Here is a 17,148-nt window from a genome sequence, read left to right on the forward strand (position 1 = left end):
GAATCAGCTCTTTTTCATAAGAATTATTTATCATATACAGGCGTACAGTAATGCGCATATTTCGGATTTTTTCCGATTGTTAAGTCAAAGAATAATTCCTTAATCTTTTTACATACTTCCCCTTGATGTCCTGTACCGACAACGCGATGATCCACTTCTACAACCGGTGTTACTTCCATAGCTGTTCCGCTAAAGAATACTTCATCCGCTGCATAAAGCTCTGTTCTAGCTACACTACGTTCAACTACTTCCATTCCTAAGTCTTCCTGTGCAAGCTGCATAACCAACTCACGAGTAATCCCTTCTAGAATATTATCAGAAGGCGGCGGTGTAATTAACTTTCCTTTCTTATACAAAAAGATATTTTCCCCTGGACCTTCGCATACATGTCCGGTATTTGTAAGGAAAATTGCTTCATCAAAGCCTGCTCTATGAATTTCAAGCCCAGCAAGTGCAGAGTTAAGATATGCTGCTGTTGCCTTTGTACGAGGCGGCAACATATTGTCTTCTATGCGTTTCCAAGAAGTTACCCCAACGCTTAATTCAGATTTACCAGCATACTTGTTTAGCGGCTGTGTATAGATTACAATTCGAGGATCTGGATGTGTTAAAGAAGGACCAATATCTTGTGCATCATTATATACAATAGGACGAATATAAGTTGTTTGTTTGCAATTATTTTTCTTAAGAAGCTCTACTGTTGCTTGGCATAATTCATCAACAGTCATACCAAAATCTAAATTCACAGTTTTTGCAGATTGAAGCAATCTTATGTAATGGTCTTCTAGTCGAAAGCCGTACAATTGTTCCTTTTCATCATCCCAATAAGCTCGAATCCCCTCAAAAACTCCTAAACCATAGTTAAATGCTTTACTACGGATTCCAATCTTCACTTCTTCTTCCTTTACAAGTTCTCCTTGATAAAATACGTATGATTCCGTCATAAAACTACCTCCTTATTTATAATACAGTTACGGTTTTTAATAAATGAAATCGTAACGATTAAGTAGATGATTGTTTTGTTGAATACGAGTAAAAGGTATAACTCCTTCATTACTGTATCTCTACTTGTTCATATAATACCACAAAAATCGACATTTTTTAAATAATCTAAATATATTGAGTAGTCAAATTATTTTATCTGTATAGCATACGATGTTTTTTTAAATTATTCAAGTAGAAAATATCATTTACATCATTTTTGCTTGATCCTTTATTTCGCAAAAAGGTCGTGGAACGTGTGGAACGTATAATGTGCGCACTCCCCTATTTCATTTCTTGAAAGGCAGATTCATTTTTCACAACAAGCTCTTTATTTCCAATGAATGAAATAAGACCTAAGTCTTCAAATTTACTTAGTTTACGACTCATCGTTTCTCTAGTCACACCAACATAGTTTGCCATTTCTTCTCGTGTTAAGGGTAAATGAATGTGAATCCCTTCCTTATCAGTTTCTCCATATTTTTCACAAAATTCTATGATCATTTGGGCGATTCGTATTTCAGGATCCTTCGTTGCTAATTGCTCCACTAATTTTTCAGTATGTGCTAGCCGTTTTGTTATAGCTTGTAGAAGTTTTACTGTTATTTCCGGGTTAGCTTCTATAATACAATCCATATCCTGCTTTGTTATTATACAAATATCCGACTCTTTCATGGCATGGGCACTAAAATTCATTACTTCATCGCTATTAAATAAATGAAATTCCCCAAAAAAATCACCGGTTGTAAGAATACGTAAAATTTGTTCTTTCCCTTGTGCTAGCATTTTTGATAATTTAATTTGTCCCTTACTCACAATATAGAGAGTCGATGAAATCTCACCTTCACGAATAAGTACTTGCCCCTTTTGATATCTTTTGTGTTTTGCCATCGTAGCAATTTTCACTATCTCTTCATGGGATAAAGCTTCGAAAATAGGGACCTTTCGTGGACAAAGATCAGTGCAAACAGAATGATTTTCTATATTTTTCATCTTTCATCACCTTATGATTCCAGTAACATAGACCTCTCTCTGGAATTTATATTTTAGAAACAATTATCGCAAACTGTGATTTCAATCATATTTATGGGTGTTTTCTTTCTATATACTAAGGGCATACAAAAGAAAAAGGAGTGAATAAAATGAATTTTATTATTGAATCTTCTAATAAAACAGGAGATATCGTAACAAAACTTCCAGCTGCAAGCAAGCTTTTCAAACAATATAAAATTGATTTCTGCTGTGGTGGAGATCGCCCAATTGGGAACGTGCTAGAAGAAAAAGGATTAGACAAAGCATACATTCTACAACAATTAAATGATCTATATGCTTCTAACAATGAAAGACAAGAAATCGATTGGGAAACTGCACCCTTACATGTGATAGTTGATCAAATTATTACTCACTATCATGTATTTACAACTGAGCTTCTTGCTGAATTAAGTCCGTTCGTCATGAAAATTTATCGAGTTCACGGTGATACCCATGTCCATTTAAAAGAGGTGTATCAACTATTTTCACAACTAAAAGCTGAACTTGAGCCACATCTAATTGATGAAGAACGTGATGTATTCCCTCACATTGTGTCATACGAAAAGTCTGGTTCCCAAACCGATTTAGCTCAAGCAAAACAAGAAATTGCGAAGCTAGAATCCGAGCATGAAGCAGCAGGAGCTCTTCTAAAAAAACTAAGAACGGTTACAAATGATTATCAATTGCCTGAAGAAGCTTGCAACACATATCGGCTAACCTATTTAAAACTAGAAGAACTAGAATCCATGACATTTGAACATATCCATTTAGAAAATAACATATTATTTCCAAGGCTCATGAGAAGCTGAACATGGCGAATATTACAAAAGAGCAAATTTATGAAGAACTTGAAAATGTAATGGATCCAGAGCTCGGCATTGATATTATTAATCTTGGTCTTGTATACGATATCTTGTTGACTGACAATCATGTACGTATCACGATGACAATGACATCTATAGGCTGTCCTCTTGCAGGACAAATTATTGCTGACATAAAGGAAACGTTGTCTCTTTCCCTTCCTTCATTGCAAGGGATTGATGTAAACATCGTGTGGACTCCATCCTGGACGAAAGAACGTATGTCAAGATATGCCAAAATCGCACTTGGTGTACATGGATGAAAGTCTGATTCTAGTTTTCTAATTCGTATATCGGACTTTTCATTAAACAAGTATCCCAATACATGACGTGAAATTTTAGGTTTTCTATAACCATTTCTAGTATTCCGAGGCTGTATACGTAAGATATACTCTGAGAATGCAACATACTATACTGGCAGTACAAAAAGACCACCTGGTTCAAATCTTATGTTATAAGATTTGACTAGGTGGTCTTATAAATGCCTCAATAGCTTAATCGTTTCTTTGCATTCCCGTATAGATTAATATAAGACGAATCAACTCAGAAACTGCTACAGCTGCTGCTGCAATATATGTAAGAGCAGCTGCATTCAATACTTTGCGAGCATATTTTTCTTCGTCATGATCCACAATTCCTAGCGTGGAGATTTGTTTCATTGCTCTGTTTGAGGCATCTAATTCTACTGGCAAGGTAATAATTTGAAATAATACCCCAGCTGCCATCAAAATAATTCCGAGAAATAACATATTCGTTAAGCCCGCAAATATACCAATCATAATGAAAATCCATGACATATTACTTCCTATATTTGCTACTGGAACGAGTGCGTGACGAAAACGCATAAAGGAATAGTCATTTGCATCTTGAATTGCGTGTCCTACTTCGTGGGATGCAACCGCTGTACCAGCTACAGATTGGCTATAATAATTGTTCGTAGATAAACGTACTGTTTTCGTACGCGGATCATAATGGTCAGACAAGGTTCCAGGTGTTTCTTCAACTGCTACGTCATACAATCCATTAGCATCTAATATTCTACGTGCAACTTGTGCTCCAGTCATCCCTGACGTTGAGTACACTTCAGAATATTTGCTATAAGCCCCTCGAACTCTCGCTTGCGCATACAATGGTACAATCAAGATTATCAAGAAGTAAAGTAGGTACAACATAATCTCCTCCAATGATATTGTAATACTATACATTGTATTTTCAGTATCATTTCTTGTCAAATGAAATGATGACTTTACCTTCTATATAAAAAGCATTAATTCTTTGATTTTACACGTTTTTGCTTCTCCTGCTCTGCTTTATACTTTTTATAGCCTACATATGTTAATGTAAGAATAATAATTCCACCTGTCATAATCGTCATCCAAATGAAAGATAAGTCATCCCGTTTTGGATACTTAAACACGGTCTCTATATCTTTTCGAATAAGTTGCATTTGTTGCTTACTATCACTTTGCTTAACTATCTCATTACGGGTCCGATCTAAATAGGAAAGATCCTCATTCAATTTCTGCAAATCAGTTTGTGACAAATCAATGGACAAACTCGGATAGATTATATCTAGTTGATGCAAAAATTGATTGAGTGCGTATTGAAATTCGATACTATTTTGTTTTTCTAAAGATGACTCCATTCCATTAAAGGCGTCTATGACGTTTGCCTCACGATTTAACCATAGCGGCTGCAAAGATGAGCCTTCTGCATCTATTACAAGTCGAAGTGCAAGCAAATTATCTTCCTTATCCTGCTTGCTCCCTATATCCATCGCTTGTAAAGCCTTGTCATAGGCCATTGATATGACACGTGAATGTTCTGGTGATGATACCGTGACAGGAAATCCAGTTGCAGATGATAACATCTGTTTAGCTTTCTCGTATTCATCCTGTTTTACGAGTTGAAGCGAATCGTCTACCAACTGGTTCCACTCATTCCATTCCTGTGCAAAGGCATGAAATGGATATAATAGAAGAACGAACCACATGACCATGCCACAGACTTTTTTCATTCGAGTCCCCCCTAAAACTACTACTACATTGTATGAAGGGATGGACAAGAAAAGACTAAGTTTTCATTACCGAAGCGGTAAGGTAAGATGCTTTTCACGGATACAGAGTGCATATGCAATGAAAATAGAAAGAATAGTTAGCCAAAATGTTGCATAACCAATCGGTTGATAGTACTGATCCAAAATGCCGTACTGCGGCATTTGTTTATATACATAATCAATAATTACGTCATGCAATACCCATATAGAAGCAACAGCAAGATGCCATTTTTTTATGCGATAAAATGGTGCATACAGAAGACCTTCAATTGCCATTGCACCATGAGAAAACATTAGCATATAGCCTGTCCAATCGAGGTCACCCGTAACAAATAAATAAAGTAAGTTCATCCCAACCGCCCAAACACCATACTTAAACAGTGTAACAATTGCTAACGCTTCAAAAAATCCCCAATTTTTATTCATTAAAAATCCTAGTAAAACGATAACGAAGAATAAACTTGCCGTTGGACTATCTGGTACAAATAAAAGAAATTGTGGAGGTGTTTCAACGAGCTGGTACTGGTACCAAATGTAGCCGTAAATTGTTCCTAATAGATTGATAATAAAGAGTAGCCATAAGAATGTGCGATCACGTAAAATTTGATAGAAAAATGCCAATTTCTTTCCCCCTAGTTTCTATAGTTTCCAAAATTATCTTTATTATATCATGACCGTATGATGGAACATTATTACCTAAAAGGAAAGAAAAAAAATAGACCGTTATAGCAAGCCATTTCGCTACGGTCACTTTGAAAACCCTCAATTTGTTTTACTTCTCAATCATTATTTTTATTACTTTTTGTTATATTGCGAAATGAATTCAGCCACCTTTTTCAACTCTTCATCGCTTCCCTTAAACACACCTTTTGGCATGTTTCCTTTTCCTTCTCTTGCAATAGTCGAAATTTCTTCTGGCTTTAATGTTAGATTTTGCAATGTAGGAGCAGCTGCTCCGCCTTGTAAGTTATCACCGTGACAGGTTAAACATGTATTAGCTTGCATAAGCTTATAACCATCTGCATTCTTATCAACCTCGACTGTTTTTATAATTGCTCCTTGTTTTTTCGCCGCCTCCCAATCATGATTTGCGACCGATTCATACGTTAAAAAAACAATTGCGGCTAAAGCTAGCAGCATAAATCCTGTTGCTAAAGGTCGCTTATGGGGCCTGCGTTCGCTTCCTCGATCAATAAATGGCGCTAACAATAAAGCCCCGCCTGCAATTCCTGGTATGATAAAGGCTCCTATAATCGTATAGGGACCTGAAGCATACGAATATTTTAATAGCTGATATAAAAATAAGAAATACCAATCTGGTAGTGGTATGTAGCTTGTATCTGTAGGATCAGCTGCTCTCTCTAGCGGTGACGGATGTGCAGCGGTTAAACATAAAAAACCTACCAAAAATACTGCGCCTACCATCCATTCTTTTAAGAGAAAATTCGGCCAGAATGCTTCTGTCTTTCCCGGATACTCTGAATAATCTTTTGGTAAATTCGGCTTTCGTTCAGCAGACACGCGCGAATCTCCAACAAACTTCATCCCTTTGCCGCGATGCATAATCTCCCTCCCCTATGTACGATCTCATTCGCTCTTATAGCGGACCCGAAATCCCTTGCTTTCGAATAATTAAAAAATGAGCTCCCATTAGACCAAGCAATAATCCAGGTAAGAAGAAAACATGAATGGCAAAAAAGCGTGTTAAGGTTTGTGCCCCTACAATTTCAGAATGACCGGCCAGCAAGGTTTTGACATACGGTCCGATTAAAGGCGTTTGCTCTGCAATTTGCAGGCCGACCTTTGTTGCAAAAAGTGCCTTCATATCCATAGGAAGTAAGTATCCTGTAAAACCTAAACCCATCATAATACCGAAAATAAGAACGCCTACAATCCAATTTAGTTCCCTAGGCTTTTTATAGGCTCCTTGAAAAAAGACGCGAAGCGTATGCAAGAACATCATAACAATGACTAAACTTGCCCCCCAGTGATGCAGCCCCCGAACAATTTGTCCGTATGCAACTTCATTTTGTAAGTAATAGACGGATTCCCAGGCATTTTTAATATCCGGAACATAATACATCGTTAAAAACATGCCGGAGAGAATTTGAATAACGGTGATGAAGAAGGTAAGACCGCCAAAGCAGTATACAAATGCAGAAAAGTGATGAGCGGGATTTACATGCTCCGGTACCTCATGATCTGCAATATCGCGCCATAGAGGACTTACATCTAATCGTTCATCCACCCACTCATAAATCTTACTTAGCATTTATCCCACCTCCACGAGCTTTTGTCTTTCCTACATACAATGTCCCGTCCTTTACTGTATAATCAAACAAATCTAACGGTGCTAAGGGCGGAGTACCCGGAATATTTGTTCCATCTATTTCATATCTGCCACCATGACATGGACAGAAGTATTGATTCGGATGCCCTTTATCAGCATTCCAATTTACCGTACAGCCTAAATGCTTACAAACAGGTGACAAAGGAACAATGTCTCCGCTTTCATTTTTGTATACCCAAGCAGATTTCGGCTCATCTGACTTATACCATGCATCCACTTGCTTTACTTTAAAATCAAAGCGCTTTGGCTCGTTTGTAATGTCAGAAATTCTAGCAATGGCAACCATGTCTGTTTTGGCCTCTGGCTTTAAGACTGGGTCTAGGGCTGCTCTAACCATAGGTGTCAACATACTAGCTGCCATAAATCCACCTACTCCTGTAAGCGTATATGTAAGAAACTGGCGACGAGTAACCTTCCGTTCATTTTCACTCATAGAAACCCCCCCTGCGTTTTACAAAATACGTTTGTATGATAAGAAAACACATTAGTCCCTATACGGTTTTGAAGTTACATGGGTTAATCTTTTAATGAAAGGTACATAGATGAAGTGGTAGGTGAAGGATAGTAGTGGTTTGTAAAATTTCATATGCATCAGCGGAAATGTTTCCACTGATGCCATTTTTATGGTTATAATTCTTTTAGCTGCTCTGTTAGTTTTTCAAAAGCAGAACGATCTTGCTTATCAAGAGCCTCATCGATTTGCTTTAGCAAGTTCTCACGGGCAAAACTGTAGATACTTTCTTCTAAAAATCGTTCAGCTAATAACCGGTCTTTTTCATTTACTTCCATACTTTTCGGCAGATACGGATTTTCCTCTAATACAGCTACATAGTTGGAATTTTGAAAAGACGATTTGAAATTTAGCTGAATGTAAATATCCTCGTCTCGGTTAAGACGTATGTCATGAAATGATTTTTCAGCATCTGTTGTCATGACATTTTGTTTGTAAAAGCAAAATGGGGTTTCCTTTACACAACTTGTTGACATTACAATACCTCTAGGACAATACTTAGCATGTTCAACAAAGTGTACCTTCTGCATCAACTGATCATGGCTCATTAAATAATTTAGAATCCAAACACATTCTCGCTGCTTCAGCTGGTAGTTACCTAAAAACCATTTGACAAAATCTTTTTTCTCATTCACAGAAACAGGGGTATTCATCTCGTATCAACCCTCCTCTGTCCTTGTTTTGTTTATTTAGTAAAATTCAAGAAACATGTTCTCGTTTCCTTCTCATCACTGAAAATCCTCTAAATTAAATAATAATTCCTCGATGTGCGTTTGTGTCGGATCTAAATCTAACAGCCTTTTGAATACATCCCTCGCTTCTTGTCTTAACCCTTCTTCCAATAAGAAATGGCCATATTCTTCAAGGAAGGTGAAGTTATCTTTAAAAGAAGTATATGCTTCACGGTAATGATTTAATGCATCTGAATACTGTTCTAACTGTTTCTTTGCAAAAGCTAAATCCCATGTCAACTGCGGGTCATCTTCTCCATTTTCCATGGCGATAGTAATGGCAGTAATAATTTCTTCATACTTTTCGTCATGCTTTAAAATATGAATGTATTTTAATACTGCTTCCAGATGACCAGGGTCAAGCGCAAGTGCTTCGAGTAGCGCAGTTTGTGCTTCGTCCATGAACCCAAGTCTTGCAGCAGCTTCCGCTAGCTTAATATGATATCCAACCGAATAGGAATCTGTTTTTAATCCTTCTTTTAGCGTATCATAACACTCCTGCATCATGCCTTCTTCTTCATAGCAATCTGCTAAATATTCATGTAAAGAAGTATAGTGTGGATCCAATTCTTTTAGTTCTAAAAATACAGGAATAGCACGCTGATACATACCTGCTTGATACAAAGTGAAAGCATGACCAAAAAGTGTATGAATATCTTTATGTGATTCAAGACCGCGTTCGTAATACGGAATGGCTTCCTCCCACTGTCCAAGTGAGCTAAGGGCCTCCGCAAGTCGCAAAGGAATAGATACGCCACCAATTTCATTTTGCTCTGTTAGTAATTCTTCATAGTAAGGTACAGCCTTTACAAAGTCTCCTTGACTGCTGTAGAACTCACCTAGACCGAATAAAATAATAGGTTCATCTGGTAATTCTTCATGCGCTAATAGTAATTTTTGTTCAGCTACTTCATCCAAACCTTGTGCTTGGTATAAATCAGCTAACAGCAATAACCCTTGTACATATAAATCGTCATCTCGTTTGATATCATTTAGGATCTCAATCGCTTCATCTTCTCTATCAAAGTCAAGATATAGCTCAGCTAGAAAAAGTGTTAATTCACTTTCTTCTGGATAAAGTGTACTTAAATCTTCCATAATGACGAGTGCTTGTTCTAGAAAACCAAGTGTATGATAATAGCGTGCGGCTTCGTACTTTTCTTCATCAGTACCATGGTCGGTTACCTGTTTTAATAATTGTAATCCTTCCTCTGTTCTTCCTTGTTCAATACACCCAACTGCTTCTTGTAACGTATTCATTAATTTTGACTCCTTTATTTTATACTTCTATTGTCTCATTGTAACTTTCAATGTGCAAATTTTTGCGAAGCTTACCTCTTCATATTTCTGCGGGGATGATGACATATCAAGCAAAAAGAATCTCCTCTTAGTGAGAAGATTCTTTTTCACAGATGTGGTCATACATTCCATACCCCGATCATGCTGAATGAACAAACGGCTAGAAATAATTAGGAACGTTCTTCTACTTTCTCTTCTTCTAGCACTTTTTGTAGTACGTTCAATAGGGCTTCGTTATCCTCTTTTTTTCCAATCGTCACACGAATGCCGGTTGGTAAACCAAGTCCTGCTCCAGAGCGAACAATATAGCCTTCTTCAAGTAAACGTCCAAAAACTTTATTCCCATCTCCAACTTCCATGAAAATAAAATTCGCTTGCGAAGAATAATACGTTATTCCGTTCGCATCACAGAAATCATAATACTGCTGAAGACCTTCTCTATTGTTCTTGATACAAGCTTCAAGAAATTGGGTATCTTCAAGTGCAGCAATTGCTGCGCTTTGCGCTAAAGTAGATGTATTGAATGGCAGTCTTGATGGTTCAATTTGTTGAATGAGTTCAGCACGACCAACAGCATATCCAATTCGTAATGCAGCTAAACCAAAAGCCTTCGAAAATGTATGTAGCATGACTACATTTTCATATTCCTCTACTAAAGCAACTGAATTTGGAAAATCAGATGCAGTTACATACTCACCATAGGCTTCATCTAAAATTACGAGTGCTGTTTTAGGTACACGATCTAGGAAGGAACGAAGCGTCTCCTCGTTAATATAGGTTCCTGTTGGATTATTTGGGTTACAAATCCATACCAATTTCGTTTTTTCATCGATTCGCGCTAGCATGCCCTCTAAATCATGTGTTCCATTCAGTAACGGAACTTCCCTTATTTCTGCTTTTTCAATTACAGCATGATGATGATATTCAGAAAATGTCGGCTTTGCCATTACAACATTTGTTTCTTCGTTAAGAAAAGCACGGCTTAGAATTTGAATCACTTCATCTAGACCGCTTCCGAAGAGAATTTGATCGCCATTTACCCCTAAATGATTGGCAATCTTATGACGAAGTTCGTAGGCTGAACCGTCTGGATAGAGCGCAAATTTATCTTGTAACGATTGAATTGCTTCCATGACTTTCGGGGAACTACCGAATGGATTTTCATTGGAAGCTAATTTAATAATTTTTGACAATCCATATTCTCGTTTTACTTCATCAATGGTTTTTCCTGGGGAATATGCTTTTAACCCAAGTAGTTGTTCTTTTACCTTCATTTTCATTCTCCTCACCACATTTAAATCTGTTTATATTAGCCGATTCTATTCTTTATTAGTATACACATCAATCTATTAGAGCTATCCTTCAATCACAAGATAACCGTTCTTCTTACAACTGTGCATCTCGATCTATAAACTGATCAAGTACTCTGGATATCTCTTCATCTGAAACGGAAACAACTTCTACACTACCAACTTCCCGAAGTAGAACCATTCGTATCATACCAGCATTTGACTTTTTATCTAGCTTCATCTTTTGAATTAAGTTTTCTTTTGAAAGTTTCGGTATTTTTGGATACCCATAAGAGAAAAAGAAATTCTCTAATTGTTTATAATGCAAGTCTTTTTTATAAATTTGCTCACTAAGCATTATAGCAAAACGCATACCTATAGAAATTGCATCTCCATGAGTCATTTTGCCATATCCTAACTCTGATTCAATCGCATGACCGAGAGTATGCCCAAAGTTTAAAAAGGCACGAATTCCCTTTTCGGTTTCATCTGCCGAAACAACTGATGCTTTCACACCAATTGCTACTTTTAATGCATATTGCAGCTTTTCACCACGAAGTGCCGAAAGCGAAGGTACTTCATTTCGGAGCCATTCATAAAAATCATGGTCCCAAATTAGGGCATGCTTAATGACTTCGGCAAAGCCAGAACGCCATTCCATTTCTGGTAGCGTTTCAAGAAAGGTAAGATTATACAAAACGGCTTCAGGCTGATGAAATGCACCAATCATATTTTTACCTAGTGGATGATTCACTGCTACTTTTCCACCTACTGCGCTATCATGGGCAAGAAGCGTTGTCGGTACTTGCACAAATCGAATACCACGCATAAATGAAGCTGCTACAAATCCAGCTAAATCGCCAATCACTCCGCCACCAAGCGCAACAATAAGAGAATTACGATCTAATCGATGCTCAAGTGCAAACGTGATGATATTATAATAGTTTTCGAATGATTTTTCCTTTTCACCGTTTGGTACCACATATGTATATACGGTCCCATCGATGCTTTGTTTTACTTGATCTAAATAAAGCGGTGCTATATTTTCATCTGTTACAATAAGACAGCTAGACACACTCGGTTTCATGTTATCAATAACATGATGAAGTTCGTCCAGAATGTGTTCACCTAGAAGTACAGGATACTGCTTGGATTTCGCTTTGATATGTACACATTCCATGGTAATTCCCCCTCGCATAGTACCTCTCTATCCCTTTCTTTGCAGCGAGATTTTCCTAATCCCGCATGTACGTCCAATGAGAGAGTTAGCACCATTTTCATAGATTCAGATAAAAAAACTAATTTTTCTTTACATTATTTATGTACCAATATAACACATCTGTGCCCCTTTGATAAGCATTCGATAACGAAAACTAATGCAGCGCTATGCTTTTCCACGTCAAACTAAAAATAGACATAACACAGAATAATCTGCATCATGTCTATTTTTCTCAAATACTGTAAAGCGTTTTCAAATTATTTTAAGAAAAAATTAATAAATCCATTGATTCACAATCTTAGTGTATTCTACTAATTCTTCTTTATTAAAGAAAATACCGATTTCACGTTCAGCACTGGCAGGAGAATCAGAACCGTGAATGATGTTTTTACTAACTGTTACACCAAAGTCGCCACGAATTGTACCTGGTAGAGCATCACTTGGATTTGTTTTCCCCATCATTTGACGAGCAGTTGCAATAACATTTTCACCTTCCCATACCATTGCAAATACAGGGCTAGATGTAATAAAACTTACTAACTCACCAAAGAAAGGACGTTCTTTATGTTCAGCGTAATGTAGTTCTGCTGTTTCTTTTGAAACTTGCATTAATTTTGCACCTACTAGTTGGAATCCTTTCCCTTCAAAACGAGAAACGATTTCACCAATAAGATTGCGTTGTACGCCATCAGGCTTGACCATTAGAAATGTTTTTTCCATTACCAGTTTCACTCCTATAAGTTATGTATTTGACCCAAAGAAAATAGTATCATTAGTTTGCCATTTTAGCAATAAATGACTATTATATAGACTAAAATTTCCGTTTCCCAATATATTTTGCAACATTTTGCAATGCTGATTTCGCTTGGCTTTTTGGGAGTGGCCGAATAACTTGCAAGGCTTTTTTCAAATACCGTTCACTAAAAGCAAAGGACTTTTCAATCGCATCACTTTCTTTAATGAGCTCAATAATTTTATTCATTTCTTCTTTGCTCATACCTTCATGAACCTGTACAATTTTTTCTCGAAGTGATTCATCCTGCATCGCGATTAGAGCTGGGAGCGTAACATTCCCCTGTAATAAATCACCACCAGCTGGCTTACCTAAATCTTCCTCTGTTGAAACAAAGTCCAAAATGTCATCAATGATTTGATAAGACATGCCAACAAAGTATCCAAACCAATACAACCGATTCACAATATCACGACTTGCTCCCGAAGCAATTGCCCCAAGCTGACAACTTGCAGCAATAAGCAACGCTGTCTTTCGCTTAATCCGTCGTAAATAAATACGTAAATTTTGATTATAATCGTATTTATCTCGTATTTGATCAATTTCTCCTACACAAACTTCCACAATGGTTTTCGAAAGTGCTATATGCGCTTCTGGCGTTTCAATATTAGTCATGCATTCAAGTGACTTTGCAAATAAATAGTCTCCTGTATACATGGCAACACGATCGCCCCATTTGGCATTTACCGTGGCACTTCCTCTTCTTAGAAGAGCAGCATCAATAACATCATCATGAATAAGAGATGCCATATGAATGAGTTCGAGAGCTACAGCAACGTACTTTATCGTATCTAGCTTGTACGTGCCAAATTTGCCAGAAAGTAAAACAAAAACAGGCCGTATGCGTTTTCCACCTGCCCGAATTAACTGCAATGCCGCATCCTGAAGCATGTGCTGATCTGAAGACACGACAGCTTGCATCTCTTGTTCAATTTTTTCAATATCCGATCGTAAAAAGGAGTACATAACTTGTAGCTTCATATCTTTCACCTTAACTTAGATTCTAATAATCAATTTGGTTTATATCCTAAATGCATTGCTGCTACCCCAAACGTAAACGGTTTAACTTCAACTTTTTCTAATCCCGCTTGCTTAAACATAGTAGCAAGTTCCTTCATACCTGGAAATGTACTGGCTGATTCTTGAAGCCAGGAATATTCATTAAAGCTTCTTGCAAATAGTTTTCCAAACAACGGCATAATATAACGAAAATACAAAATATACAATTGTCTAATTCCAATCGTTGTTGGCTGTGACGTTTCGAGGCAAACAACTTTTCCGCCTGGTTTAACAACTCTCTTCATTTCCCTTAGAACTTGCATATAATCGGGCACGTTACGAAGTCCAAACCCAATGGTCACGTAATCAAATGTATTATCTTCAAACGGCAGTTCCATGGCATTGCCGTGAATCAGCTTTACTTGATCAAGCTGCAGCGCACGAATTTTTTCATCACCAACTGATAACATATTTTTACTGAAATCAAGTCCGTATACTTGACCTTCTTTTCCTACTGCATCCGCAAGTGATATCGTCCAATCACAGGTACCACAGCAAACATCTAAAGCTTTATCACCCTTTTGTACATTCATTTTTTTCATTGTTTCCTTTCGCCATGCTTTATGGCGTTGAAAACTAATAACAGAATTCATAACATCGTATCGCTTGTATATTTTTTCGAAAACATCATGAACTCTTTCTTCCTTGGATTGTTGCATGTAATCTACCCTTCTTTCAATCTGAATGATATGCATTATGTTGTCATTAGCTTAGATAGATCTGCTATATGTTCATTTGAAGCAGCCAATTTATTCAATTGTTGCTCTGACTGTTGTATGTAGGTTTGATAATATGCTTCCATCTTGTTAGGAGTGAAGAATTTTCCCCATGCGGAAAATACAACAGAACGTTCCATACTCCTATATAAAGAAAACTCTCTTTTTATACGCTGTCTTGCTAAAAAATTCGAAGCAAATTGATCAAAATTCGCAATAGCAAAATAACTACATGTTTTCTGTATAAGGGCAGATTCAATTATTTCTATGCTTCGTACTACATCTTCTGCAGAGAAATTCAGCCGTTGGTGAAGGCGAATTTTTTGTTCATTAATTTCTTTAATACCTTTAGCCAGTATACGAATTAAACGAATATCATGCTGCTGTGCTAACAAAAAGTAATACAGACCGCTATAATAGTCACCTGCAAGTGCAGTTAGCTGCCGTCTTTTTAATAAATCTGTCGCTTCTACATCACTTTTATCCGAAACCTTTTCATGTGTATCAAGCGCGACTTGTACAAGCATAATTGTTAGAGCATATCGCTGCTTTTTTTCTATATGTAAATTTGTACGATTTAAAATAGAATATAAAATAAACAGCTTATCTTCATCAATCACCGGCGTGTCGATATAACGCATCAAAAAAGGATGCTGTAATCTCTTCAGCAGGCTTTCCTTTACCGTAGCAAAGCCATAGTTGTCGTTATACACACTAAATCACCCTTGTCCTCCCGAAATCCATACGCAATACGTACGACCTATTATAACACATATACGAACTGTTCTTACAAAAAAAGAAAAGCAGGCTCCTGCTTTCCTATAGGTAGTTTCTACTTAATAAGCGATAATACTTCTTGACGTGCAGTTGCATCGGTTTGCAGCACTCCACGAACTGCAGAAGTAACGGTCTTCGCCCCTGGTTTTTTTATACCGCGCATCGTCATGCACATATGTTCTGCTTCTAGGACAACCATGACACCATGTGGATCTAATACTTCCATAATGCTATCGGCAACTGTAGAAGTAATCCGTTCTTGTAATTGTGGTCGACGTGCAATGGTATCCACCGTACGAGCTAGCTTACTTAAGCCTGTTACTTTACCGCCCCTTGGTATGTATGCAACATGAGCAACCCCATAAAATGGAACAAGATGATGCTCACACATACTGAAAAATGGTATGTCTTTGACCAAAACAAGTTCTTCGTGATTTTCCCCAAATACTTTATGTAAATGTTCTTTCGGATCTTCATGCATTCCGGAAAAAACTTCTGCATACATTTTTGCTACACGTTTCGGTGTTTCAAGAACACCTTCACGGTTTGGATCATCGCCAATTGCTTCTAAGATAAGCCGTACCGCATGCTCTATTTGTTCTAGATTTACATTTGCCATCCGCTGTAGTCCTCCTAAACAATCAAACCTTTTTTCGTATGAACACATTCTAGCATATGTATGATTTCAAAAGCAAAAAACTGGATTCAAAATAGGAATCAAATCTTTATTCTAAGTATTTTTTTACATAAGAAAAAGCTCTTCAATAGAAGAGCTTCTATATCACAGTGCTCAAGGAAATCTTTCGACTTGAAAGCTCCATATGTATTGGGTAAGTTCCCAGTATACACTTTATTGTTGCACAGCGTCTTTAAGTGCTTTACCTGGTTTAAATGCAGGAACCTTGCTAGCAGCAATTTCGATTTCTTCCCCAGTTTGAGGATTACGTCCTTTGCGAGCAGCACGTTCACGAACTTCAAAATTACCAAATCCGATTAATTGCACTTTGTCACCGCTTTTCAATGATTCTAGAATAGAATCAAAAACCGCTTCAACCGCTTTCGTTGCATCTTTCTTAGAAAGTTCACTTGCTTCTGCAACTGCGTTAATTAAATCAGTCTTATTCATGCCATTCACCTCCTCCCAAAGGGACCACTATATACTTAATAAAGTTAGTCTTATCTTCTTTTGTAGGCATTTTTTGCAATTTCTATACTACAAAGTTATAGATAATTCATTATCAAGGCTTATATTATACGATTCTCCTTGAGAATTCAATAATTTTAAAGAAAATGTTACCAAGGATTGCCTAAAATAAAGTGAAATTTCCCTCGGAGGGGGTTTTTCTCATCCCCCACCGAGGGTTAGCCCGCTCAATTCGGACTTTTACGGGCAGTTATCCCCCACTTAGCCTTTTTTGATTTCTCTAATCCTTGAAGTAGGGGTGTTACTGCCCGTTAAAGCGGGATAACTCATT

Annotated in this window: 20 protein-coding genes; 2 read left to right on the forward strand and 18 right to left on the reverse strand. The window is 37.2% G+C overall.

Annotated elements, in window-relative coordinates:
* Nucleotides 1-23: 23 nt before the first annotated feature.
* Both ACM5BR_RS05935 and ACM5BR_RS05940 read right to left on the reverse strand, forming a co-directional pair.
* Entirely contained in the window at nucleotides 24-944 is a 921-nt protein-coding gene (locus ACM5BR_RS05935; RefSeq protein ID WP_416826723.1) for a branched-chain amino acid transaminase, read from the reverse strand.
* Nucleotides 945-1,266: 322 nt separating this feature from the next.
* Nucleotides 1,267-1,974 carry a Crp/Fnr family transcriptional regulator gene (locus ACM5BR_RS05940; protein WP_416826724.1) on the reverse strand — a complete coding sequence of 236 codons (708 nt, stop codon included), beginning with the start codon at nucleotides 1,972-1,974 and terminating at the stop codon, nucleotides 1,267-1,269.
* Between the two features lie 149 nt (nucleotides 1,975-2,123).
* Here ACM5BR_RS05940 and ric point away from each other — a divergent pair, with 149 nt between their 5' ends.
* A complete protein-coding gene (gene ric / locus ACM5BR_RS05945; protein ID WP_416826725.1) occupies nucleotides 2,124-2,822 on the forward strand; it encodes an iron-sulfur cluster repair di-iron protein in 699 nt (232 codons plus the stop codon).
* Nucleotides 2,823-2,824: 2 nt separating this feature from the next.
* Nucleotides 2,825-3,136, forward strand: a complete 312-nt coding sequence (locus tag ACM5BR_RS05950; RefSeq protein ID WP_416826726.1) for a metal-sulfur cluster assembly factor — start codon at nucleotides 2,825-2,827, stop codon at nucleotides 3,134-3,136.
* 231 nt (nucleotides 3,137-3,367) lie between these two features.
* On the opposite strand, the gene ACM5BR_RS05955 is transcribed toward ACM5BR_RS05950, so the two are convergent.
* From ACM5BR_RS05955 to ACM5BR_RS06030, 16 genes are all read right to left on the reverse strand, one after another.
* A complete protein-coding gene (locus ACM5BR_RS05955) occupies nucleotides 3,368-4,045 on the reverse strand; it encodes a zinc metallopeptidase (protein ID WP_416826727.1) in 678 nt (225 codons plus the stop codon).
* Nucleotides 4,046-4,140: 95 nt separating this feature from the next.
* Entirely contained in the window at nucleotides 4,141-4,890 is a 750-nt protein-coding gene (locus tag ACM5BR_RS05960; protein ID WP_416826728.1) for a sporulation protein YpjB, read from the reverse strand.
* A 66-nt stretch (nucleotides 4,891-4,956) separates the two neighbouring features.
* On the reverse strand, nucleotides 4,957-5,550 hold the full coding sequence (lhaT, locus tag ACM5BR_RS05965; protein WP_416826729.1) for a lipoprotein heptaprenylglyceryl N-acetyltransferase LhaT: 594 nt from the start codon (nucleotides 5,548-5,550) through the stop codon (nucleotides 4,957-4,959).
* Between the two features lie 174 nt (nucleotides 5,551-5,724).
* Entirely contained in the window at nucleotides 5,725-6,492 is a 768-nt protein-coding gene (locus ACM5BR_RS05970) for a menaquinol-cytochrome c reductase cytochrome b/c subunit (protein ID WP_416826730.1), read from the reverse strand.
* A 34-nt stretch (nucleotides 6,493-6,526) separates the two neighbouring features.
* Nucleotides 6,527-7,201, reverse strand: coding sequence for a menaquinol-cytochrome c reductase cytochrome b subunit (qcrB, locus tag ACM5BR_RS05975; RefSeq protein WP_416826731.1), 675 nt, complete (start codon nucleotides 7,199-7,201; stop codon nucleotides 6,527-6,529).
* Nucleotides 7,191-7,712, reverse strand: a complete 522-nt coding sequence (locus ACM5BR_RS05980; RefSeq protein ID WP_416826732.1) for a QcrA and Rieske domain-containing protein — start codon at nucleotides 7,710-7,712, stop codon at nucleotides 7,191-7,193. Before ACM5BR_RS05980 ends, qcrB begins: the two co-directional genes overlap by 11 nt.
* 194 nt (nucleotides 7,713-7,906) lie before the next feature.
* Complete coding sequence (locus tag ACM5BR_RS05985) at nucleotides 7,907-8,443, reverse strand: ReoY family proteolytic degradation factor (protein WP_416826733.1); 537 nt, start codon at nucleotides 8,441-8,443, stop codon at nucleotides 7,907-7,909.
* Nucleotides 8,444-8,518: 75 nt separating this feature from the next.
* Nucleotides 8,519-9,781, reverse strand: a complete 1,263-nt coding sequence (locus tag ACM5BR_RS05990; RefSeq protein ID WP_416826734.1) for a tetratricopeptide repeat protein — start codon at nucleotides 9,779-9,781, stop codon at nucleotides 8,519-8,521.
* Nucleotides 9,782-9,990: 209 nt separating this feature from the next.
* Nucleotides 9,991-11,094: a histidinol-phosphate transaminase gene (hisC, locus tag ACM5BR_RS05995; RefSeq protein ID WP_416826735.1), complete on the reverse strand. Its 1,104-nt coding sequence runs from the start codon at nucleotides 11,092-11,094 to the stop codon at nucleotides 9,991-9,993.
* 112 nt (nucleotides 11,095-11,206) lie between these two features.
* Complete coding sequence (gene aroB / locus ACM5BR_RS06000; RefSeq protein WP_416826736.1) at nucleotides 11,207-12,289, reverse strand: 3-dehydroquinate synthase; 1,083 nt, start codon at nucleotides 12,287-12,289, stop codon at nucleotides 11,207-11,209.
* Between the two features lie 312 nt (nucleotides 12,290-12,601).
* Nucleotides 12,602-13,048 carry a nucleoside-diphosphate kinase gene (gene ndk / locus ACM5BR_RS06005; protein WP_416826737.1) on the reverse strand — a complete coding sequence of 149 codons (447 nt, stop codon included), beginning with the start codon at nucleotides 13,046-13,048 and terminating at the stop codon, nucleotides 12,602-12,604.
* Between the two features lie 91 nt (nucleotides 13,049-13,139).
* Nucleotides 13,140-14,102 carry a heptaprenyl diphosphate synthase component II gene (hepT, locus tag ACM5BR_RS06010; protein ID WP_416826738.1) on the reverse strand — a complete coding sequence of 321 codons (963 nt, stop codon included), beginning with the start codon at nucleotides 14,100-14,102 and terminating at the stop codon, nucleotides 13,140-13,142.
* Between the two features lie 29 nt (nucleotides 14,103-14,131).
* Nucleotides 14,132-14,839 carry a demethylmenaquinone methyltransferase gene (locus ACM5BR_RS06015; RefSeq protein ID WP_416826739.1) on the reverse strand — a complete coding sequence of 236 codons (708 nt, stop codon included), beginning with the start codon at nucleotides 14,837-14,839 and terminating at the stop codon, nucleotides 14,132-14,134.
* Between the two features lie 35 nt (nucleotides 14,840-14,874).
* Entirely contained in the window at nucleotides 14,875-15,609 is a 735-nt protein-coding gene (locus ACM5BR_RS06020; protein ID WP_416826740.1) for a heptaprenyl diphosphate synthase component 1, read from the reverse strand.
* A 119-nt stretch (nucleotides 15,610-15,728) separates the two neighbouring features.
* Nucleotides 15,729-16,292, reverse strand: a complete 564-nt coding sequence (folE, locus tag ACM5BR_RS06025; protein WP_416826741.1) for a GTP cyclohydrolase I FolE — start codon at nucleotides 16,290-16,292, stop codon at nucleotides 15,729-15,731.
* 231 nt (nucleotides 16,293-16,523) lie between these two features.
* Entirely contained in the window at nucleotides 16,524-16,799 is a 276-nt protein-coding gene (locus tag ACM5BR_RS06030; protein ID WP_416826742.1) for an HU family DNA-binding protein, read from the reverse strand.
* Nucleotides 16,800-17,148: the final 349 nt, after the last annotated feature.

Origin of the sequence: Ectobacillus polymachus, from assembly GCF_048159605.1 — a bacterium.
Lineage (GTDB): Bacteria > Bacillota > Bacilli > Bacillales > Bacillaceae_G > Ectobacillus > Ectobacillus polymachus.